This window comes from Metabacillus endolithicus (assembly GCF_023078335.1).
Taxonomy (GTDB): domain Bacteria; phylum Bacillota; class Bacilli; order Bacillales; family Bacillaceae; genus Metabacillus; species Metabacillus endolithicus.
The window spans coordinates 1832990-1854998 of sequence record NZ_CP095550.1 but is presented as its reverse complement, the minus strand read 5'-3'; the positions used below and the strand labels follow the sequence as shown (position 1 = coordinate 1854998).

The window sequence follows — 22009 nt, the reverse complement described above, 5'->3', positions numbered from 1 at the left end:
CTCGATAGTGCGGGAATCGGGACACAAATAGGGGAGGAAAGAGAAGATGTGTCTCGATAGTGTGGGAATCGGGACACAAATCGGGGAGGAAAGAGAAGATGTGTCTCGATAGTGAGAGAATCGGGACACAAATAGGATAGGGAAGAGAAGATATGTCTCGATAGTGCGGGAATCGGGACACAAATCGGGGAGGAAAGAGAAGATGTGTCTCGATAGTGCGGGAATCGGGACACAAATAGGATAGGGAAGAGAAGATGTGTCTCGATAGTGAGAGAATCGGGACACAAATAGGATAGGGAAGAGAGGATATGTCTCGATAGTGCGGGAATCGGGACACAAATGGGAGAGAGAAGAGAGGGTGTGTCTCGATAGTGATGGAATCGGGACACAAATCGTGGAGGAAAGAGAAGAAGTGTCTCGATAGTGCGGGAATCGGGACAAACAAAGGTGAGGAAAGAGCCCTTGTGTCTCGATAGTGCGAGAATCGGGACAAACAAAGGTGAGGAAAGAGCCCTTGTGTCTCATTAGTGTGACAATCGGGACAAACCAAGGGTAGGAAAGAGTACTTATGTCTCGATAGTACGAGAATCAGGACAAGACTAAACCAGGAAAGAGAAGATGTGACTCAATTACAAAAAAGCGCGACTGATCACATAAGACATAAGCTCCATCTCCTACCTCCGTGACCCAGTGCTTATATGACCTCAATCTAAAACAAAAAAGCCCCAATCACTATCAATTCGATTGGGACCTACTTCATCTAAATCTTATTTACTTAACGTATTACGATCTAACACCTTGTCAATTAAACCATATTCTAACGCACGCTCAGCAGTCATGAAGTTGTCACGCTCTGTATCTCGTTCGATAACCTCTAGATCTTGACCTGTACGATCAGAAAGAATTCTGTTTAATTTGTCACGTAAGAATAAAATACGTTTTGCAGCAATTTCGATTTCCGTTGCTTGACCTTGTGCGCCACCAAGTGGTTGGTGAATCATTACTTCACTGTTTGGAAGAGCATAACGTTTACCTTTTTCACCAGCTGCAAGTAAGAATGCACCCATTGAAGCAGCCATACCAATACAAATTGTTGATACTTGTGGTTTAATGAATTGCATTGTATCGTAGATTGCCATACCTGCTGTGATGGATCCACCAGGGCTGTTGATGTAAATTGAGATATCTTTTTCTGGATCTTCAGCTTCTAAAAATAGTAGCTGTGATACAATTGAATTTGCCACATTATCGTCGATGCCGCTTCCAAGCATAATGATACGGTCTTTTAAAAGACGGGAGTAAATGTCATAAGCACGCTCACCACGGTTTGTTTGTTCAATAACTGTAGGGATTAAATTCATTTCATATTCCTCCTTTATTTTAAGAAAGATTCGTTGTTCTAAAAGGTAAAAGTGTAATATGTAAACTTTTAGAACGGTAAACATAAACATGTTTCAAAGGTAAATCTTATGTATCTCCATCATACAACTATGGTCAATAAAGGTCAAACGAAAAGACCGATGCTTTACGATGAATTTTTAAAGTGCCATCAGTGGTGTCTATACTATACTATGTATGCGATAACCATAACATGTAATCATGTTTCCCACATTTGCTAATTTTCAAACTGTTAGAATCCTTTTTTCACTACTTGAAATACCTCCTACAAGAGAAAATGAACAGAAATATGAAAAAGGCAGACCCAAAAAGCCTGCCCGATCTCAAAAAACATTAAAATGGTTTTACAGTCATTAAAACAATTAAAATAACTGCAGATGCATGTAAAACATTATTAAACGGGATCACCTGTTTTGCCAGCTTTTTATACTCTTCTGGTAACTCTTCTCCTTCATGGCTTTCAAGTGACTTTAACTGCAGCTTTTCTTTTTTAGGGAGAATTCCTGCCGTGATTGGTTGAACAGCTACGTAAATCACAAGGGAAGCAATGTACCAAACTTCTTTAAAAAGATAAGGATTGATAATAGCCATAATAATGCCTGTAAGTAATAATGTGATGCTTCCCACTTTTGCGAACTTTTCAATGCCTTTAGACACCTTATGAGCAAACTGAGCTTGTGATACAGTCTTTACATTACTCATTAATACTGGCATTCCAAATGTGGCCCCAAGCCCAACAACAGCCGCAACAAGATGGATAATTAACAAAATTGTGTAAAAAGTCATGATTTTTCTCCTCCTTTTTTACTACAACCCTAAATTATGCCTGAATTGTATAAAATTAGAACAATATTTCGAAAATTGATTTTTCTTCATTTAGCTGGAAACGATCACAGAAAAAGGCAGTTGAAATTGTTGTGAAGTTCCCGTATAATTTTCCATACTGATATAATATTGTGCGCTCGTAGCTCAGTTGGATAGAGCGGTGGTTTCCGGTACCACGTCTGTCGGGGGTTCGAATCCCTTCGAGCGCGTCACATGAAAGAAGCCTCCTGAATAAGATATTTCAGGAGGCTTCTTACTGTATGCCAACTATACAATTTAAATTTTTACAAGCATGTATATCGTTTCCACCACTGACTGATAATGTAGTCGAGGAGGTGTGAGTATGTACGATGACCTATATGTAATTAACGGAAAAGCTGCCATCTTATCTTCTCTTTTAAACGGTAATATTCCTACTGCCGAAGAGTGTAGCTTATCTTCAGAAGACTTTGAACACATATGTGAAGAGATGTATGATGAAGGTTTAATACAGCGTACAAACCTAGGGCACGTGGTAAATGCTGAGGTATCCGATAAAGGTATTCACTACTTTGAGAATATCAGAAGTTCATTAGAATAATCGCTTTTCCAATTATAGATCGCTAGAAGTTGTCAGGTTTGGAGTTTTTTTATCTGAAGCACCAAACCTGACAAAACAACGTATGTTTTTATGATCCCGACATACTATGTAAAGACCAACATTATGCTTTGAGGAATCGTTTTTCTATCCAGTTTCATAAAAGTACTTGATATAAAGACTAGAATATTAGTAAAATAAACTGTAAGCGCTTACTCGTAAAAGCATAGTGTAGAATGTGTTAGGGGGATTTTTAATGAGAATAGAGTTAGTGCAACAACAAACATTAAAACTGAATATGACGCAAGAATTGCAGCAAGCCATTTCGTTATTGCAGTATTCCTCAGATGATCTTCTTTCATATGTGCAAGAACTAACAATGGAAAATCCACTTATTGAAGTAAGAGAAAATGATTATTCTCCATTTCGTCAGAAACCATCATCATCTACAAAACAATCCTTTATAGAGAATACTTTAAGAGAGAAAACAGGTTTACGTGAGCATTTGCGTCAACAGCTCATCGATTTTTCTTTGAATAAAAACGATCGGGCTTGTCTTGAACTGCTAATTCAGGCAATTGATTCAAATGGATATGTAAAGGACTCCCTAACAGATTTGGCTAGTGTTTTGGGTGTTAGTGAGGAGTTGTTGGAAAGTAAACTATATTTCTTACAAAGCCTGGAGCCTGCAGGTATTGGTGCCCGGTCACTACAAGAATGTATTTTATTACAATTAAGGCGTCTTCCTATTCGGAATGAATTAGCAGAAATCATGATCTCTGAGCACTTTCGCCCATTTGCTGAAAAGTCATGGAAGGAATTATCGAAAAAATTGAATGTGAAGATTGGTGAAATACAAGAAATACATGATCTTGTTAAACAGTTAGAACCGCGTCCAGGCTTAAAGTATGAGGCAGATGACTGCACATATGTAAAGCCCGATATGACAATTAAGCAAATAAATGGAGATTGGCGGATCCTTTATAATGATGAATTAATTCCACAGTTACTTATAAGCGAGCCAATTGAATGTAGTGGCCCTTTTTCATTGGATGAAGAAGCACAAAGTTATTATTCTAAAAAACTAACACAAGGAAAATGGTTGCAAAGAGCGATTGAGCAGCGTAAAGAAACGATGATTAATGTAATGAAAGTAATTATACAAAAACAGCAAGATTTTTTTATTCATGGGAAAAGTCATTTAAGACCTTTAACATTAAAGGAAGTTGCTGATATTTTAAATATTCATGAATCAACAGTTAGCCGAACCGTGAAGGATAAGTTTATTCAAACACCACATGGCTTAGTGATGATGAAAACTTTTTTTACGAATAAGGTAGCAGAAGATAATGGAGAGATCTCCTCAGCATCAGTGAAAATGAAGCTGAAAAAATTAATAGATTCAGAGAATAAGAAAAAACCTCTTTCAGACCAAAAAATAGCCAATGAGTTAAAAACCTTGTATGATATTGGTATTTCCAGAAGAACCGTAACAAAATATAGAGAGCAATTAAATATTCCAACATCAGCAATAAGAAAAGAGTATTAATACCAATATCGAAACGGAAGTGCAGCACAAGATGAAGAAAATTACCTTTTATTCAAAAGAGAACTGTTCCTTATGCGAAAAAGGGATAGCAATCATTCATGAGCTTAAAAATGAACTGGATTTTCACTATGAAGTGGTGGATATTTACAAAGATGATGTGCTGCTGGAAAAGTTCCAAATCATGATTCCAGTGGTGGAAATAGACAATGAGGTTATTTCTTATGGTGTTTTGGATAAGAATTCCATAAGAAACCGCTTACTTTAAAAAGTCAACAAACATTTCTTGAATATGCAAATTTACCCTGTTAAAATAAAACTTGTAGCAGGGAGATTTTTTTTTGAGTGGGTGGGACATAATAAGTCATAGCGGGACGAAACAGGTCCATATCGACTCAGAAAGGGATAGCAAATGAAATCACTTATAGAAGTACAAAGAAAATTATTGCCTGACCTGCTAACGGTTATGCAAAAACGCTATCAAATTCTTCAATACATACGATTAATGCAGCCGATTGGACGCAGAAGTCTCTCTACTAGTCTTGGCCTGAGTGAACGAATTCTTAGGAATGAAGTTCAGTTCTTAAAAGATCAGAATTTGATTGAGATTCATACATCAGGTATGACGTTAACGAACGATGGCACCTCTTTACTTATTAATCTCGAAGAAATGATGAAAGATGTTTTAGGATTATCTTCTTTGGAAAATACATTAAAGGAGAAGTTCCAATTAAACAGAGTCATCGTAATTTCGGGTGATAGTGATCAATCTCCATGGGTAAAAAAAGAAATGGGAAGAGCATGTGTTACATGTATAAAAGAACGGTTAAATGGTAAAAATATCGTCGCCGTTACTGGTGGGACAACGCTCGCATCGGTAGCAGAAATGATGACACCTGATAGTAAAAACCGTGAAATGTTATTTGTCCCAGCACGTGGAGGACTTGGTGAAACAGTGGAAAATCAAGCAAACACAATCTGTGCAAAAATGGCAGAGCGTGCAAGCGGAAATTATCGACTGTTGCATGTACCAGATCAACTAAGTAAAGAAGCATATCAATCAATCATTGAGGAGCCCTCTATAAAAGAGCTTTTAGCGATTTTGAAATCCTCAAGTATGGTCATCCATGGAATAGGAGACGCTAAAACAATGGCGGAGCGCCGGAAAACTCCGGAGAAAGATTTCCTGAAAATTGAGCAAGGAAATGCTGTTGCAGAGGCATTTGGCTACTATTTCGACCAAGAGGGTGAAATTGTCCATAAAGTTCAAACCGTGGGAATTCAGCTCGATGATATTGATGAAGTACCTAATGTTATTGCGGTAGCAGGTGGTGCATCAAAAGCGAAGGCGATAAAGGCCTATATGAAACAAGGTTTAGACTCTGTCCTTATCACAGATGAAGGGGCAGCAAACGAGTTAATAAGGGACTAAATATCCCTGATTATATATGTTTCTCTTAAGAAAAGCGCAAGCGCCTTGCACAGCCGGCAAGCATAAGACGCAAGTGAATGGAAGACGTTAACTTTCTTTTATTCACTTGCGGCTTATGACCTCAAAGGGTTAGGCGCTGGGAGCTATACATACACTAGGTATAAAAATTTTATACTCTATAAGTGTTAATTAAGGTGAAACAAACTTAATGTAAGTGTTCAAGGTACATAACCTGAACAAAATTAAAGGAGGAAATTTATCATGGCAGTAAAAATCGGTATTAATGGTTTTGGTCGTATTGGTCGTAATGTATTCCGTGCAGCTTTAAAAAATCCTAACGTTGACGTTGTAGCAGTTAACGATTTAACAGATGCTAACATGTTAGCTCATCTTTTAAAATATGATTCTGTACACGGAAAATTAGACGCTGAAGTATCAGTTGACGGTAACAACCTAGTTGTTGACGGTAAAACAATCCAAGTATCTGCTGAGCGTGACCCAGCGAAATTATCTTGGGGAACTCAAGGTGTTGAAATCGTTGTTGAATCTACTGGTTTCTTCACAAAACGTGCTGACGCTGCGAAACACTTAGAAGCAGGAGCTAAAAAAGTAATCATCTCTGCTCCAGCTAGCGATGAAGATATCACAATCGTTATGGGTGTTAACGAAGACAAATACGATGCAGCTAGCCACGATGTAATCTCTAACGCTTCTTGTACTACTAACTGCTTAGCGCCATTTGCTAAAGTATTAAATGATAAATTCGGTATCAAGCGTGGAATGATGACAACTGTTCACTCATACACAAATGACCAACAAATCTTAGACTTACCACACAAAGACTACCGTCGTGCTCGTGCGGCAGCTGAAAACATCATCCCAACTACAACTGGGGCTGCAAAAGCTGTTTCTCTAGTATTACCTGAACTAAAAGGTAAATTAAACGGTGGAGCTATGCGTGTTCCAACTCCAAACGTTTCTTTAGTTGACTTAGTTGCTGAGTTAGATAAAGAAGTAACTGTTGACGAAGTAAACGCAGCACTTAAAGAAGCTGCTGAAGGTGATTTAAAAGGTATCCTTGGATACAGCGAAGAGCCATTAGTGTCTGGTGACTACAATGGTAACGCAAACTCTTCTACTATCGATGCATTATCTACAATGGTAATGGAAGGTAGCATGGTTAAAGTTATCTCTTGGTATGACAACGAAAGTGGTTACTCTAACCGCGTAGTTGACCTTGCTGACTACCTTGCTTCTAAAGGTCTTTAATTCTTAAAAGTTAACGAAACTTTATAGCTCTACTCAAATGGGGAAAGGGGAATATCCCCTTTCCTCTTTTTATATGATATTGTTATTTCGGGTGATTATTTATAAAAAGTAATCGCTTCTGAACAGGCTTGAGGCAAAACACAAGTTTAGAGGAGGACTTTCCATGAACAAAAAGTCAGTTAAAGACATTGATGTAAAAGGAAAAGTCGTCTTTTGTCGCGTTGATTTCAACGTACCGATGAAGGATGGACAAGTAACAGACGAAACTCGTATTCGTGCAGCATTACCAACAATTCAATATTTAAGTGAACAAGGTGCTAAAGTTGTTTTAGCAAGCCACTTAGGTCGTCCAAAAGGTGAAGTAGTTGAAGAGCTACGTTTAAATGCAGTAGCTGAAAAACTACAAGAGCTTTCTGGTAAAAATGTTGTGAAAACAGATGAAGCGTATGGTGAATCTGTAAAAGCTGAAATTGCAAAATTAGAAGAAGGCGGACTTCTTTTACTAGAAAACGTTCGTTTCTACCCTGGTGAAGAGAAAAACGATCCAGAATTAGCGAAAGCTTTTGCTGAACTAGCTGATGTTTATGTAAATGATGCATTCGGAGCTGCACACCGTGCACATGCTTCAACTGAAGGAATTGCAAAACATATTCCAGCAGTAGCAGGATTCTTAATGGAAAAAGAGCTTGAAGTTCTTGGTAAAGCTTTATCAAATCCAGAGCGCCCATTCACTGCAATCATCGGTGGAGCAAAGGTTAAAGACAAAATCGGTGTTATTGATAACTTACTTAATAAAGTTGACAACTTAATCATCGGTGGCGGATTAGCTTACACATTCATCAAAGCTTTAGGTCATGATGTGGGTAAATCACTGCTTGAAGAAGACAAAATTGATTTAGCGAAATCATATCTTGATCAAGCAAAAGAAAAAGGCGTAAACTTCTACATGCCTGTAGATGTAGTTGTTGCTGATGATTTCTCAAACGATGCGAACACTCAAATTGTATCAATCGATAGCATTCCAAGTGATTGGGAAGGTCTTGATGCAGGTCCAAAAACTCGTGAAATCTACGCTGACGTTATTAAAAACTCTAAGCTTGTTATCTGGAATGGACCAATGGGTGTATTCGAATTAGAAGCATTCGCTGGTGGTACAAAAGCAGTTGCAGAAGCATTAGCTGAGGCAAATGATACATATTCCGTAATAGGAGGAGGAGATTCAGCTGCCGCTGTAGAAAAGTTCAATTTGGCTGATAAAATGAGCCACATTTCTACTGGTGGTGGAGCTTCTCTAGAATTCATGGAAGGTAAAGAGCTTCCAGGTGTTGTAGCATTAAACGATAAATAATAATCGAATGCGTTTTTCGCAAATGTAGATTTGTCGCGACATCTATTCTGCTGAAAAATTGCACTCGGAAGAGGACGGTGTAAAGAATGAGAAAACCAATTATCGCAGGTAACTGGAAAATGAACAAAATTTCTTCAGAAGCAAAAAGCTTTGTAGAGGAAGTGAAAAGTCTAGTACCTTCTGCTGAAAACGTTGACTCAGTAGTCTGTGCTCCAGCTCTATTTTTAGAAAGCCTTGTAGCTTCAACTGAAGGCAGTGACCTAAAAGTAGGTGCACAAAATATGCACTTTGAAGAAAATGGAGCTTTCACTGGCGAAATTAGCCCAGTAGCCCTTAAAGATCTAGGTGTTAGCTATGTAATCCTAGGACACTCTGAGCGCAGAGAAATGTTCGCTGAGACTGATGAAACAGTTAACAAAAAGACTTTAGCTGCATTTAAGCATGGCTTAACACCAATCGTTTGCTGTGGTGAAACATTAGAAGAGCGTGAAGCAGGAAAAACAAATGATCTAGTAGGAGACCAAGTAAAGAAAGCTTTACAAGGTTTATCAGAAGATCAAGTAAAACAAACTGTTGTTGCGTATGAGCCAATTTGGGCAATCGGAACAGGAAAATCTTCTTCTGCTGAAGATGCTAACGAAGTATGTGCACACATTCGTCAAGTGATTGCAGAGCAATTCTCTTCTGACGTTGCACAAGCAGTTCGTATTCAATACGGCGGTAGCGTAAAGCCCGCTAACATAAAAGAATATATGGCACAATCTGATATTGATGGTGCATTAGTAGGTGGAGCTAGTTTAGAAGCTCAATCTTTCCTTCAACTTTTGGAGGGTAGCAAAAATGAGTAAAGCACCAGTTGCACTAATTATTCTTGACGGATTTGCTTGCCGCCAAGAAATGAAAGGTAATGCTGTTGCACAAGCGAAAAAGCCTAACTTTGACCGCTTTTGGAATCAATATCCACATTCTCAACTAATCGCTTCAGGTGAGGCAGTAGGTCTTCCTGAAGGTCAAATGGGGAACTCTGAAGTAGGTCACTTAAATATTGGTGCAGGTCGTATTGTGTACCAAAGTTTGACGCGTGTAAACGTAGCAATTCGCGAAGGTGAGTTTGCAAAAAACGACACGTTTGTTGAAGCTATTAATCATGTGAAGAACACAGGTGAAAATCTTCACTTATTCGGTTTGCTATCTGACGGTGGCGTTCATAGCCATATTCAACATTTATTTGCCCTTTTAAAGCTTGCTGCAGATGAAGGCGTTAAAAATGTGTACATTCATGGCTTCTTAGATGGTCGTGACGTTGGTCCAAAAACGGCAAAAGTTTACTTGGATGAACTTCAAGAAAAAATCAAAGAATACGGTGTCGGGGAAATTGCGACATTGTCTGGACGTTACTACTCAATGGATCGCGATAAGCGTTGGGATCGTGTTGAAAAGTCTTATCGTGCGATGGTATATGGCGAAGGCCCTACTTACAGCACACCAGATGAGCTTGTTGCCGATTCTTATAACAATGGAATATTTGATGAGTTCGTGATTCCTTCTGTTATGACAAAAGAAGACGGTTCACCTGTTGCAACGATTCAAGACAATGATGCGGTGATTTTCTATAATTTCCGCCCTGACCGTGCGATTCAAATTTCAAACACGTTCACAAACGAAGATTTCCGTTCATTTGATCGTGGTGAAAAACATCCGAAAAACCTACACTTTGTGTGCTTAACACACTTTAGTGAAACAGTTGACGGATATGTGGCATTCAAGCCAACAAACCTTGATAATACGCTCGGTGAAGTATTATCTCAAAATAACCTAACTCAACTTCGTATTGCTGAAACGGAAAAATATCCTCACGTTACATTCTTTATGAGTGGCGGACGTGAAGAGAAGTTTCCTGGTGAAGAAAGAATCTTAATTGATTCTCCGAAGGTTGCAACATATGATCTCAAGCCTGAAATGAGCGCCTACGAAGTAACGGACGCGTTACTTGGCGAAATCGCAGCTGACAAATTTGATGCAATCCTTTTAAACTTCGCAAACCCTGATATGGTTGGGCACTCCGGAATGCTTGAACCAACGATCAAGGCAATCGAAACAGTTGATGAGTGCTTAGGGAAAATTGTGGACGCTATTGTTGCAAAAGGCGGTAAAGCGATCATCACAGCTGACCATGGTAACTCAGATGAAGTCGTAACATTAGAAGGTGAGCCAATGACAGCTCACACAACAAACCCTGTACCTGTCATTGTGACACAAGAGGGAGTTACACTTCGTGAAGATGGTATTTTAGGTGACCTAGCACCAACAATGCTAGATCTACTTAATGTAGATAAGCCTGCTGAAATGACTGGAACAACACTAATTAAAAAAGTAATTTTAAATAAAGCAATCGGTGTTTCTCCGATTGCCTCAAATCCGGCCTCTGACCTCCGACATCAAAACAATGAGCTTGATGAAAAGGCAGAAGCTTAATAAAACTAAAATTCTTATATAAAAAGGAGATTAATTAACATGCCATACATTGTAGACGTATATGCTCGTGAAGTATTAGACTCTCGTGGTAACCCAACAATTGAAGTAGAAGTACACACAGAATCAGGCGCTATGGGACGCGCATTAGTACCAAGGGTGCTTCAACTGGTGAATATGAAGCAGTTGAGCTTCGTGACGGTGACAAAGAACGTTACCTTGGAAAAGGTGTTCTTCAAGCTGTGAAAAACGTAAACGAATTAATCGCTCCAGAATTACTTGGTTTTGACGTAACTGAGCAAATCGCTATCGACCAAGCATTAATCGAGCTTGATGGTACAGAAAACAAAGGTAAATTAGGTGCTAACGCAATCCTTGGTGTATCTATGGCTGCTGCTCGTGCTGCTGCAGATTACCTACAAGTTCCTTTATACCAATACCTTGGCGGATTCAGCGCGAAAACTCTTCCAGTACCAATGATGAACATCGTTAACGGTGGAGAGCATGCTGATAACAACGTTGACATTCAAGAATTCATGGTTATGCCCGTAGGTGCTGAAAACTTCCGTGAAGCATTACGTATGGGTGCCGAAATTTTCCACAGCTTAAAATCAGTTCTTTCTGCTAAAGGTCTGAACACAGCTGTAGGTGATGAAGGTGGATTCGCTCCTAACTTAGGATCAAACGAAGAAGCTCTTCAAACAATTATCGAAGCAATTGAAAAAGCTGGTTACAAACCAGGTGAGCAAGTAATGCTTGCTATGGATGCTGCTTCTTCTGAGTTCTACAACAAAGAAGACGGTAAATACCATCTTTCAGGAGAAGGTGTTGTAAAAACTTCTGCTGAAATGGTTGACTGGTACGAAGAAATGGCTTCTAAATACCCAATCATCTCTATCGAAGACGGTTTAGATGAAAACGACTGGGAAGGTCACAAACTATTAACTGAACGCCTTGGCGGTAAAGTTCAACTTGTTGGTGATGATTTATTCGTTACTAACACGAAAAAACTTGCTGAAGGTATTGAAAAAGGAATCGGTAACTCAATCCTTATCAAAGTTAACCAAATCGGTACACTTACTGAAACGTTTGAAGCAATCGAAATGGCTAAACGCGCTGGTTACACAGCAGTAATTTCTCACCGTTCTGGTGAAACTGAAGATACAACAATTGCTGACATCGCAGTTGCAACAAACGCTGGTCAAATCAAAACTGGTGCTCCATCACGTACTGACCGTGTTGCGAAATACAACCAATTACTACGTATCGAAGATCAATTACAAGACGCTTCAAGATACGATGGAATTAAAACTTTCTATAACTTGAAAAAATAATTTAAGTTGAGGAGAACTGCCGCGGATGTGGCAGTTCTTTTTTAATGGATGTGGGGGAACCCTTGTATTGAGCGGGTAAATTTGTACAGGAAGATGGACCACGTACGGAATAAGAGATCGTATAGCAGCACGTGGAAACCTTGTACAGAACGCTAACTGATGCGAATTTTGTTGGAAATTGTCTAATCGAAGATAAACTCCCAAAAAGCCTGTAAAAGCTCCTCTTTTACAGGCTCAACCCTATTAAAACATCCCTCTCAGGACATTTCGTTCATATATAGCACGTGTAATAAAGTAATAGACTACCTGAAATACGAAATAAATTCCGATTACGAGTAAAGAAGGAACAACTAGACTAGAATATAGCATATTACTAAGTGCGATATAAGCAAAAGCAGCATGAATGGTTCCGACCACAAAAGGTACAAAGAATAAGAAGGATATTTGGTTACCGATTATTGAACGCATTTCCTTATGAGACATACCAATTCTTCTCAGGGCAAAAAGTTGAGTTCTTGTATCTTCAATTTCGGTAAATAATCGTAAATACATCATGCTTCCTTGAACGGCGAAAAATAGGACACTAATAAATAGGCCAATAAATAGTGTTAAACCTGTGGCTTGTTTCATGATTTGATAGCCTGGGGCGCGAACTTGATAGGAGTATTCATTGCGACTGTCTACCATTGACCCTATTTTTTCAGAGACCTCTACCTCGTTTTCCCAATCCTTCAATTCATATCCAACAACTCTAGCTTGTTTGGAAAGAGGGACACTTTCCTCATGCTTTTCGTAAGTTGTGTCATCAACGACGAACAGGTGAGTGGCCACGCCGACGGGTGTTAATATTCCATTATCAAGCTGTTTATCCATTGTAAATGTAAGTTTTTCCCCCGTAGACATCGTAATAGGTGCTTTTTCCCCAACTTCAAAATAATCATAGTCGATTGATTTGTATGGATAATTAATAAAAGCGTTGTTAACTGCTACATTCACTTTTTCTATGTTTTTTATTTCGGCTATTTTATTGTATAGTGATTCAGGAATCATCAAGGCGTCAGTTTTTACTGGATTTCCTGATAGGTTAGTGATCATGTAGGATACTGGAATACCGGTTTCATCAATAGAGTACGTGATCTTGGAGTCAGCATCCTTTAATGCTTTTTCAACCTCATCTTTTGTCAGGACATTAAATGTACTCGCATCATGCTCAACCCAACCAATTGCTTGAGGCATATTGTCTACTCCTTGCTTTTTTAAATCGCCGTAAAACATATAAACCGTTCCAGAAGCTGTTAGAATCACTGCTGTAATGATAGATGTTAGAAAAAGCATTCTTGCATGATCTTTTAGTCTAAAAAGAACATTTGAGCGGGTGATCATGGTTGTACCTCTATAAAAGCTTGGTTTGTGCTGATAAAGTTTGCGATATAAGGCGATGCTTCCTTGTGTGAAAAAGAAGTACGTTCCCACTAGGACTAGTAATAGAATTGGTATAACTCTAGCAATCATATCGATTAAATTTGCTGACGCAGCCAGGTAATAGCACGCACCAATACAAACAAACGAAAGCAGACTTAACCATTTAGAATAAGTTGGGAAACCCTTTGGTTGTTTAGAAGCCTTTAAAAGTTCAATGATTTCTTTACTTTTCAAACGAAATAGCGAGAAAATCGTGAGAAATTGAAAGACAATAATAAACCCAATCACAGTAAAAACAATTGCTTTTGGAACAATCGCAAAACCAATTGGGGTAGATGCTTTAAGAATTGTGTTCATTACCATGAAAAACAGTTTTGAAAATAAAAGTCCTAAAAGAATTCCACAACCAATTGAAAAAAACGACACAATGGTTTGCTCTAGGTAAATCATTCGTTGAAGCTGACGATTTGTCATACCTAATAAGGAGAGTAAACCAAATTCTTTTTTCCTTGCTTGCAGAAAGGCTGAATTCGAGTAAGCAATGAAAAAGAGAGAAAACACGATAATGACAATTTGAGCTGCTGTTAACCCATTAATAACAAGTGAAGCACCGTACATGTTTTCTTCATCAACAGAAGGGTGATAAATAAATGATGCAAAAATAAAGAAAACTGATACGGCAAAAACGCAGCTGAAAAAATAAGCTAGATACCGTTGAAGATTTCCTTGGATATTTTTACGCGCGATGACTCCCATGTTCATGAAAGTCACCTCCTAGAACACTCAGCGTGTCAATAATACTTTGGTAGAAAGCTTGACGATTTGATCCTCTATATAACTCGGAAAAATATTGACCATCTTTAATAAACACTATTCTTTCACAAAAACTTGCAGCAGTTGGATCATGGGTCACCATCAAAATGGTTGCAAGCTGTTCTTGATTTAATAATGAAAGAGCATCCATCACTTGCTTTGCCGATTTTGAATCGAGGTTTCCAGTTGGTTCATCTGCAAGAATTAAGGAAGGCTGATGAATCATCGCTCTAGCACAGGCTGCTCTTTGCTGTTGACCACCGGAAACTTCAAATGTTCGCTTATCTAGTATTTGTTGGATTTGTAATGAGGTTGCCAACTTCATGACTTTATCTTCCATTTCCTTCACTTTTACCTTATCGAGAGCAAGTGGTAATAAAATATTTTCTTTAATTGTTAATGTATCTAGCAGATTGAAATCTTGAAAAACAAATCCAAGCTCTCGTCTGCGGAAAACTGCTAATTCTTGATCTTTTAATGATTTAATAGTAGTTCCGTTAATCGAAAGATCTCCTGATGTAGGCTTGTCAATCGTAGCCAGCATGTTTAGTAGTGTTGTTTTTCCACTTCCTGAAGGACCCATAACCCCTACAAATTCACCTTTTTTTACCGTAATGTTCATATTTTTTAAAGCTTCATATGCAAGTGAGTACCTTCTTGGAGTAATAAGTTTTTGATAAATTTTTCGTTTCTAAAACGTTCATAATAAACCTCCTCTTCATATCCATTTCTTACTTTTATTATAGAAAAGAGGAGAAACGGCTCCCATCGATCTTTCTATCAAAGGTAGGTAGAAACCTTACAAATTTGTCATATTTGAATGTAAGGTTTTGCTTGTAAAGTGAATGGAGAAGGTTGTGCCTTTTCCGACAGATGATGTCACATTAATTTGATGTCCTAAATGCTGACAAATTTCTTTTACTAAATATAAGCCCATTCCAGTTGCCTCTTTTTGAATGCGACCATTTTCTCCTGTGAAAAACGGGTCGAAAATTCGCTTCAGATCATGATCAGGTATCCCAATTCCTTCATCAGAAATAGAAACTATTGATTGGTCATCTTCTTTATTAATCTCGATTGTAATTGTTTTGTTTTCATATTGTGGAGAATATTTTAAAGCGTTTATGAGAATTTGATGAAAAACAACAAAAATCCATTTTTCATCACTATAAACAAATATCTCATCATGTGAGGTTATGAGTGTTGGGTATAGCTTTCTTTTTATAAATTGACGTTTTTCTTGGTTGATGACCTGTCTGAGCATCGAAACTAGGTCAATCTTTTTCGCTTGTAAGTCAACTGAAAAGTGGTCAAGTCTTGCAACATGAAGCATCATGTCAAGTCCGTGACGAAAACGTTCATTTTCTTCCTCAATATCTAGTAGAACATCCTTTGAAAGGGAATGTTCATTTTTTCCTTCCTGAATAAGAAGAGAAATCACAGAAACGGGTGTTTTCATATGATGCACCCACTGATTTGTAAAATGAAAGTGCTGAGATTGAGCATGCTGATAGCGATCTAGGTCGTTCATATATTGTTCATGAACATTTTCAAGAAGTGTGATCCAAAGCTTTTGCTGAATGCTAGCAGGTCCGGCTGCACGCAAAGCTTCCACAGACTGATAAGAAAAACTAGTATTTTGAGATTGAGTATATAAACGTTTTAAAAAAGCACGTTGTCTGCTGTAATCAATGATAATCGTGATTGAAAGAAAAAACAGTGAAATGACAATCATATAAAAAATATCTGAAACATCTAGAGAGTTCTGCTGTTCTCTCAAGGAAAGACCCGCAATAAGTGTTACAATCCCAATAGTCAGCAAGGTGTTGAGGATATATGGAATTCGTTCACGTAAATAGAATGTCAAAAACATGTTAGTCACCTAACCAATATGTATGTAATCGATACCCCTGACCACGTACTGTTTTAATCGCATCCTCCAACCCTAGATCAGCGAGCTTTTTCCGGACTCGATTTACATTAACTGTTAACGTATTATCATCTACAAATTCAACCTCATCCCATAATGCCTCAAGAAGCTCATCCCGTGATACAACTCGATGATGATTATTTATTAACAGAGATAATAGCTGAAATTCTTTGTGTGATAGAGTGAGACGTGTATCTTTCCATTCAACCTCAAGCTTTTGCGGGTAAATGAATAACTGTCCAAGTTCAATGATCGCTGAATCTTTATGACTGGAGAGGGCATATTCTCCATAAGCTCGGCGAATAGCACTTTTTAGCTTGGCGACTACGATGTCTAAATGAAACGGCTTTGTGATATAGTCGTCACCACCATTTTCTATGGCCATCACTTGATTCATATCATCCGTTCTTGCTGAAATGAAGATAATAGGAACCTTAGAAACTGTGCGAATTTGTCGACACCAATAAAAGCCATCAAAGTAGGGAAGGTTGATATCTAAGAGAACAAGATCCGGTTCAATAGAGAGAAATTCTTTTTTTATCGCATCAAAATGCTGAATTAAGTAGACTTCATATCCGTATTTTTTTAAGTGACTGGCTAAAATTTCTGCAATTTTATTGTCATCCTCAATAAGTAGAATTTTATACAATTTTTTCACCTCATGTTTAAAATAGCACTTCCAGAATTTGTTGGATAGATAGCAAATGTAAAAATTGATTTTTTGATAGGTTGAGAATGCAATTAGTGAAACAGGAATTCTCTAATGCGGATAAAAAAGTGAAATCAAAATACAAACAAGAAAAAAACATATACAGATGAATGTTTTATTGTGAATCAAAAAGAAGTATGGTACATTTAAACTATCTATTTGTGCGCATTTCAGGAGGTGTCAACTCATGCATACAGCATTAATTATTCTACTTGTTATCGTTTCAGTTGCTTTAATTACAGTTGTGTTATTACAATCTGGTAAAAGCGCAGGGTTATCAGGGGCAATCTCTGGTGGAGCGGAGCAGCTTTTTGGAAAACAAAAAGCTCGTGGACTAGACTTAGTTTTACACCGTGCCACAGTCGTACTTTCTGTTTTATTCTTTGTTTTAACTGTTTTAGTAGCATATGTAGTTCAATAAATATTAAGTAAAGGGTCTGTAGAAACAGGCTCTTTTTTGTTTGGGGCTAGATGTTACTAAGCAAACAATTGTTCAAGAGCTAAAGTGTTTGCTTAAATAGAAGTGTAAAGAATACATAGCTTGATGTTAGTTTAGTAATACTGATGGCATTTATGGGATAAACTAAATAAAAGATAGTAAGGAGTAGTAAGAATGAAAAGAGTTTTACCAAAGCCGTTTACATTCGAAGGCGGCGATAGAGCTGTTTTATTATTACATGGATTTACAGGGAACACAGCGGATGTTCGAATGCTGGCACGCTTTCTTAGTGAAAAAGGCTATACATGTCATGCACCACAGTATAAAGGCCATGGTGTACCGCCAGAGGAGCTCGTTCATACAGGGCCTGAAGATTGGTGGAAGGACGTACAAGAAGGGTATGAACATCTGAAAAATATGGGTTTTGAGGACATAGCTGTTGGGGGATTATCACTTGGTGGAGTTTTCTCATTAAAATTGGGTTACACTTTACCTGTAAAGGGAATTGTCCCAATGTGTGCGCCAATGTACATTAAAAGTGAGGAAGTTATGTATCAAGGAGTTCTCGAGTACGCGAGAAATTATAAAAAGTTTGAAGGGAAGTCTCCTGAGGAAATAGAAGAAGAGATGAAGGAGTTTGAGAAGACTCCAATGAACACATTAAAAGCCTTACAAGAGTTAATTGCAGATGTCCGAAATAATGTAGACATGATCTATTCGCCAACGTTTGTGGCACAAGGTAGACATGATCATATGATTAACACTGACAGTGCAAACATCATCTACAATGAAGTAGAAAATGATCATAAGCAAATAAAGTGGTACGAAGAGTCTGGACATGTGTTAACACTTGATAAAGAACGTGATCAACTCCATGAGGATGTGTATCAATTTTTAGAAAGCCTTGATTGGTAAGGTTTTTTTAGAACGAGTAAAGGAGGATGAAAATGGATCAAGAAATTCAAGTACATATTGATAAGCTGCTTTCGTTTATGAAAGAAGAAGCTTATAAGCCCCTAACTGTTCAAGAGCTTGAACAAGCATTTGGAATAGAGGATTCAACGGAGTTTAAAGACTTTGTGAAAGCATTAGTTGTTATGGAGGATCAGGGCCTCGTTGTAAGAACAAGAAGCAACCGTTACGGGTTGCCAGAAAAAATGAATTTAATTAAAGGAAAGCTAATTGGTCACTCAAAAGGATTTGCTTTTGTTGACCCTGAGGACACTGCTTTAGATGATATCTTTATTCCACCTACTGAATTGAAAACGGCTATGCACGGTGATGTTGTTATGGTCAGAGTCAGTGCAAGCACAGGTGGGACAAGACAAGAAGGAACGATTGTCCGTATTTTAGAGCGTGGAATAACAGAGGTTGTTGGTACTTATACGGAAAGCAAAAATTTCGGTTTTGTTGTTCCAGATGATAAAAAAATCGCTAATGATATTTTTATTCCAAAAAATGCATCAAAGGGTGCTGTTGAGGGACATAAGGTTGTTGTGAAATTAACAACTTATCCTGAAGGACGCATGAGTGCAGAAGGGGAAGTTATTGACATTCTCGGTCATAAAAATGATCCTGGTGTTGATATTTTATCTGTTATTCATAAGCACGGATTACCTGGCCCATTCCCAGTCGAAGCACTTGAGCAAGCAAACGATGTTCCGGAGACGATTAGAGAAGAAGATCTAAAGGACCGCCGTGATTTAAGAAACGAAACAATTGTTACGATTGATGGCGCTGATGCGAAAGATCTAGATGATGCTGTTACAGTGACACAACTAGATAATGGCCACTATAAGCTTGGTGTTCATATTGCCGATGTTAGTCATTATGTAACAGAGAAGTCTCCACTTGATCGTGAAGCATTAGATCGTGCGACAAGTGTGTATCTTGTTGACCGTGTTATTCCAATGATTCCACATCGTTTATCAAATGGAATTTGTTCTTTAAATCCTAAAGTGGATCGTTTAACACTTTCTTGTGAGATGGAAATCGATGAAAAAGGAACAGTTGTTAAACATGAAATTTTCCAGAGTGTGATAAAAACAACAGAGCGTATGACGTACTCTGATGTAAATAAAATTTTAGAAGACCGTGATGAAGAGCTTCTAAAAAAATATGAAAGTCTTATTCCAATGTTTGAACAAATGGGTGAGCTTGCAGCAGTACTGCGCCAAAAGCGTATGGAGCGAGGTGCCATTGACTTTGATTTTAAAGAAGCAAAGGTGCTTGTCGACAAAGAAGGAAAGCCAACGGAAGTTGTGATTCGCGAACGCTCAGTAGCAGAGCGTCTTATTGAAGAGTTTATGTTGCTTGCCAATGAAACAGTAGCAGAGCACTTCCATTGGATGAATGTACCGTTTATATATCGAATTCATGAAGATCCAAATGCTGAAAAACTACAAAAATTTCTTCAGTTCATTACGAATTTTGGGTACTCAGTAAAGGGTGCAGGAAATGAAATTCATCCAAGAGCATTGCAAGATATTTTGGAAGAAGTACAGGGTAAACCAGAAGAAACAGTTATCTCAACAGTTATGCTCCGTTCGATGAAGCAGGCTAAGTACGATCCTGAAAGCTTAGGTCACTTTGGACTGGCTACGGAGTTTTACACACATTTTACATCACCAATTCGTCGTTACCCTGATTTAATTGTGCATCGATTGATCCGCACATATTTAATAGAAGGAAAAGTTGATGAAGAAACTCGTGCACATTGGGCGGAAAGCTTACCTGTAATCGCGGAACAATCCTCCAACATGGAACGAAGAGCGGTAGAGGCAGAGCGTGAAACAGATGAACTGAAAAAAGCGGAGTACATGCTTGATAAAATTGGCGAAGAATACGACGGTATGATCAGTTCTGTTACAAACTTTGGTATGTTCGTTGAGCTTCCAAATACAATAGAAGGTCTTATTCACGTCAGCTATATGACAGATGATTATTACCGATATGATGAGCAGCATTATGCGATGATTGGGGAACGAACTGGTAATGTCTACAGAATTGGTGACGAAATCACTGTACGCGTAGTAAATGTAAACAAAGACGAGCGAGCAATTGATTTCGAAATTGTTGGTATGAAAGGGACAAGAAGACGTCCTGAAAAAGACAAACCAAAAGTCATCATTGCTGGTAAAGGAAGAAAGGATTCCAATGGTCGTGGCGGCAGTAATAACGGCAAAACACATGGAAATGACAAGGATGGCGAATGGTCAACACGTCCACCTCGTAAAAAGAAGAAAAAACACTTCGAAAATGCACCAAATGCAAAACGTAAGAAAAAGCGCTAAATGATGATTGAGGGTCTGACATTCTAAGTGTCAGTCCCTCTTTAACTCTATTAATTGAGTTACAGTCCATTTTTTGCTAAAATAGAACGTATCGCTAGATCGAGGGGAGTGAACACAATGCCAAAAGGTATGGGAAAAGTAGTCGCCCAAAACAAAAAAGCAAATCATGACTATTCAATAGAGGAAACATTTGAAGCTGGCATTGTCCTTCAAGGTACGGAAATTAAATCAATTCGTAATGGACGTGTAAACTTAAAGGATTCGTATGCACGTATTGATCGTGGCGAAGTATTTCTATTGAACATGCATGTTAGCCGTATGAACAAGGAAATCGCTATAATCATGATCCACTAAGACAAAGGAAGCTATTACTTCATAAGCGTGAGATTGTGAAACTAATTGGTGCAACCAAAGAAGAAGGTTATGCCCTTGTTCCTTTAAAGATGTATTTGAAGAATGGTTATGCAAAGGTGCTAATCGGTCTTGGTAAAGGGAAAAAGAAATACGATAAACGTGAAGATCTGAAGAAGAAGGAAGCGAAGCGTGATATCGAACGTGCCTTTAGAGAACGTCAAAAAATGTAGTGGGAAAACCTTACAATTGCATTTTTTAGCCAGTCTGATATAATAAGTTTTGTAAGACAGTCAACTTACTTTTTAAAACTTAATAAGCAATTAAGCTTAACTATCTTTAAACTTCCCGTATTCCCTAGCTGGTATATACGGCTTACATGGGGACGTTACGGATTCGACAGGGGTAGTTCGAGCTTAGGTTGCGGGCCGAAGGGATCGTCTTCGTAAAAACGTCACGCCAATAATAACTGGCAAATCTAACAATAACTTAGCTTTAGCAGCTTAATAACTGCTTAGCTGTTCCTCCCTCCATCGTCCATGTGGTAGGGTAAGGGACTCACTCTTAGTGGACTACGCCTAATTCCTCCGTCTGGGGATGATGGAAGAGACCAATCAGACTAGCTGCTCTAACGCCTGTCGATAGGCATAGGAGTTAGCGAAACCGCAAATATATCGACTACGCTCGTAGACGCTTAAGTGCCGATATGTCTGGACGAGGGTTCGACTCCCTCCGTCTCCACCAAATACATATTTGGTGGTTTTTATTTTGTCTTTTTTTAAAAAACTCAAAAGAGTTCTCCGAAAATCTCCTCAATCAATTTATTTCCAATAACTTTACTTTATTAAATA

The 22009-nt window shown here is 38.2% G+C and carries 16 protein-coding genes, 1 tRNA gene, 1 other RNA gene and 3 pseudogenes; 15 read left to right on the top strand and 6 right to left on the bottom strand.

The features are described 5' to 3' along the window. Nucleotides 1-767: 767 nt before the first annotated feature. Both clpP and MVE64_RS09820 read right to left on the bottom strand, forming a co-directional pair. Entirely contained in the window at nt 768-1361 is a 594-nt protein-coding gene (clpP, locus tag MVE64_RS09825) for an ATP-dependent Clp endopeptidase proteolytic subunit ClpP (protein ID WP_247346034.1), read from the bottom strand. Nucleotides 1362-1731: 370 nt separating this feature from the next. Further along, nucleotides 1732-2184, bottom strand: coding sequence for a DUF2269 family protein (locus tag MVE64_RS09820; RefSeq protein ID WP_247346031.1), 453 nt, complete (start codon nt 2182-2184; stop codon nt 1732-1734). A gap of 172 nt (nt 2185-2356) precedes the next feature. On the opposite strand from MVE64_RS09820, the gene MVE64_RS09815 reads away from it, so the two are divergent. The 10 genes and pseudogenes from MVE64_RS09815 to eno all read left to right on the top strand — a co-directional run bounded on the left by MVE64_RS09815 (nt 2357) and on the right by eno (nt 12201). Then, nucleotides 2357-2432: transfer RNA gene (locus MVE64_RS09815), tRNA-Arg, on the top strand. Between the two features lie 134 nt (nt 2433-2566). Beyond that, nucleotides 2567-2803 (top strand): hypothetical protein, encoded by a 237-nt coding sequence (locus MVE64_RS09810; RefSeq protein WP_247346028.1) that lies wholly within the window; start codon nt 2567-2569, stop codon nt 2801-2803. Between the two features lie 253 nt (nt 2804-3056). After that, the gene (rpoN, locus tag MVE64_RS09805; RefSeq protein WP_247346026.1) at nt 3057-4349 is read left to right on the top strand and encodes an RNA polymerase factor sigma-54; all 1293 of its coding nucleotides are present in this window, start codon (nt 3057-3059) and stop codon (nt 4347-4349) included. A 31-nt stretch (nt 4350-4380) separates the two neighbouring features. Next, the gene (locus tag MVE64_RS09800; protein ID WP_247346023.1) at nt 4381-4614 is read left to right on the top strand and encodes a glutaredoxin family protein; all 234 of its coding nucleotides are present in this window, start codon (nt 4381-4383) and stop codon (nt 4612-4614) included. Nucleotides 4615-4758: 144 nt separating this feature from the next. Next, on the top strand, nt 4759-5778 hold the full coding sequence (locus MVE64_RS09795; RefSeq protein WP_247346020.1) for a sugar-binding transcriptional regulator: 1020 nt from the start codon (nt 4759-4761) through the stop codon (nt 5776-5778). Between the two features lie 261 nt (nt 5779-6039). Beyond that, nucleotides 6040-7047, top strand: coding sequence for a type I glyceraldehyde-3-phosphate dehydrogenase (gene gap, locus MVE64_RS09790; RefSeq protein ID WP_247346017.1), 1008 nt, complete (start codon nt 6040-6042; stop codon nt 7045-7047). A gap of 163 nt (nt 7048-7210) precedes the next feature. Further along, on the top strand, nt 7211-8395 hold the full coding sequence (locus MVE64_RS09785) for a phosphoglycerate kinase (RefSeq protein ID WP_247346015.1): 1185 nt from the start codon (nt 7211-7213) through the stop codon (nt 8393-8395). 86 nt (nt 8396-8481) lie between these two features. Next, on the top strand, nt 8482-9243 hold the full coding sequence (tpiA, locus tag MVE64_RS09780) for a triose-phosphate isomerase (RefSeq protein WP_247346012.1): 762 nt from the start codon (nt 8482-8484) through the stop codon (nt 9241-9243). Next, nucleotides 9236-10870, top strand: coding sequence for a 2,3-bisphosphoglycerate-independent phosphoglycerate mutase (gpmI, locus tag MVE64_RS09775; protein WP_281730471.1), 1635 nt, complete (start codon nt 9236-9238; stop codon nt 10868-10870). The genes tpiA and gpmI overlap by 8 nt, the downstream gene beginning before the upstream one ends. Nucleotides 10871-10909: 39 nt before the next feature. Further along, nucleotides 10910-12201: pseudogene (gene eno / locus MVE64_RS09770) on the top strand (phosphopyruvate hydratase). Nucleotides 12202-12444: 243 nt separating this feature from the next. Here eno and MVE64_RS09765 read toward each other — a convergent pair. The 4 genes and pseudogenes from MVE64_RS09765 to MVE64_RS09750 form a co-directional block, all read right to left on the bottom strand. Further along, nucleotides 12445-14385: an ABC transporter permease gene (locus MVE64_RS09765; protein ID WP_247346009.1), complete on the bottom strand. Its 1941-nt coding sequence runs from the start codon at nt 14383-14385 to the stop codon at nt 12445-12447. After that, a pseudogene (locus tag MVE64_RS09760) lies at nt 14360-15140 on the bottom strand (ABC transporter ATP-binding protein). The gene MVE64_RS09765 and the pseudogene MVE64_RS09760 overlap by 26 nt, the downstream one beginning before the upstream one ends. Before the next feature lie 95 nt (nt 15141-15235). Continuing rightward, nucleotides 15236-16309 (bottom strand): sensor histidine kinase, encoded by a 1074-nt coding sequence (locus MVE64_RS09755; protein WP_247346006.1) that lies wholly within the window; start codon nt 16307-16309, stop codon nt 15236-15238. 1 nt (nt 16310) lies between these two features. After that, entirely contained in the window at nt 16311-17015 is a 705-nt protein-coding gene (locus tag MVE64_RS09750) for a response regulator transcription factor (protein ID WP_247346004.1), read from the bottom strand. Between the two features lie 247 nt (nt 17016-17262). Between MVE64_RS09750 and secG the strand changes: the two genes are divergently transcribed. From secG to ssrA, 5 genes and pseudogenes are all read left to right on the top strand, one after another. Next, the gene (secG, locus tag MVE64_RS09745; RefSeq protein WP_098797848.1) at nt 17263-17496 is read left to right on the top strand and encodes a preprotein translocase subunit SecG; all 234 of its coding nucleotides are present in this window, start codon (nt 17263-17265) and stop codon (nt 17494-17496) included. A 192-nt stretch (nt 17497-17688) separates the two neighbouring features. Then, a complete protein-coding gene (locus MVE64_RS09740; RefSeq protein WP_098797847.1) occupies nt 17689-18429 on the top strand; it encodes an alpha/beta hydrolase in 741 nt (246 codons plus the stop codon). A 32-nt stretch (nt 18430-18461) separates the two neighbouring features. Next, the gene (gene rnr / locus MVE64_RS09735; RefSeq protein WP_247346001.1) at nt 18462-20807 is read left to right on the top strand and encodes a ribonuclease R; all 2346 of its coding nucleotides are present in this window, start codon (nt 18462-18464) and stop codon (nt 20805-20807) included. A 117-nt stretch (nt 20808-20924) separates the two neighbouring features. Then, nucleotides 20925-21391: pseudogene (gene smpB, locus MVE64_RS09730) on the top strand (SsrA-binding protein SmpB). Nucleotides 21392-21539: 148 nt separating this feature from the next. Continuing rightward, nucleotides 21540-21902, top strand: a transfer-messenger RNA (tmRNA) gene (gene ssrA, locus MVE64_RS09725). Nucleotides 21903-22009 lie beyond the last annotated feature (107 nt).

Coding starts and splice junctions, on each gene's coding strand:
- clpP (WP_247346034.1), bottom strand. CDS start 1,361: ATGAATTTAATCCCTACAGTTATTGAACAAACAAACCGTGGTGAGCGT.
- MVE64_RS09820 (WP_247346031.1), bottom strand. CDS start 2,184: ATGACTTTTTACACAATTTTGTTAATTATCCATCTTGTTGCGGCTGTT.
- MVE64_RS09810 (WP_247346028.1), top strand. CDS start 2,567: ATGTACGATGACCTATATGTAATTAACGGAAAAGCTGCCATCTTATCT.
- rpoN (WP_247346026.1), top strand. CDS start 3,057: ATGAGAATAGAGTTAGTGCAACAACAAACATTAAAACTGAATATGACG.
- MVE64_RS09800 (WP_247346023.1), top strand. CDS start 4,381: ATGAAGAAAATTACCTTTTATTCAAAAGAGAACTGTTCCTTATGCGAA.
- MVE64_RS09795 (WP_247346020.1), top strand. CDS start 4,759: ATGAAATCACTTATAGAAGTACAAAGAAAATTATTGCCTGACCTGCTA.
- gap (WP_247346017.1), top strand. CDS start 6,040: ATGGCAGTAAAAATCGGTATTAATGGTTTTGGTCGTATTGGTCGTAAT.
- MVE64_RS09785 (WP_247346015.1), top strand. CDS start 7,211: ATGAACAAAAAGTCAGTTAAAGACATTGATGTAAAAGGAAAAGTCGTC.
- tpiA (WP_247346012.1), top strand. CDS start 8,482: ATGAGAAAACCAATTATCGCAGGTAACTGGAAAATGAACAAAATTTCT.
- gpmI (WP_281730471.1), top strand. CDS start 9,236: ATGAGTAAAGCACCAGTTGCACTAATTATTCTTGACGGATTTGCTTGC.
- MVE64_RS09765 (WP_247346009.1), bottom strand. CDS start 14,385: ATGAACATGGGAGTCATCGCGCGTAAAAATATCCAAGGAAATCTTCAA.
- MVE64_RS09755 (WP_247346006.1), bottom strand. CDS start 16,309: ATGTTTTTGACATTCTATTTACGTGAACGAATTCCATATATCCTCAAC.
- secG (WP_098797848.1), top strand. CDS start 17,263: ATGCATACAGCATTAATTATTCTACTTGTTATCGTTTCAGTTGCTTTA.
- MVE64_RS09740 (WP_098797847.1), top strand. CDS start 17,689: ATGAAAAGAGTTTTACCAAAGCCGTTTACATTCGAAGGCGGCGATAGA.
- rnr (WP_247346001.1), top strand. CDS start 18,462: ATGGATCAAGAAATTCAAGTACATATTGATAAGCTGCTTTCGTTTATG.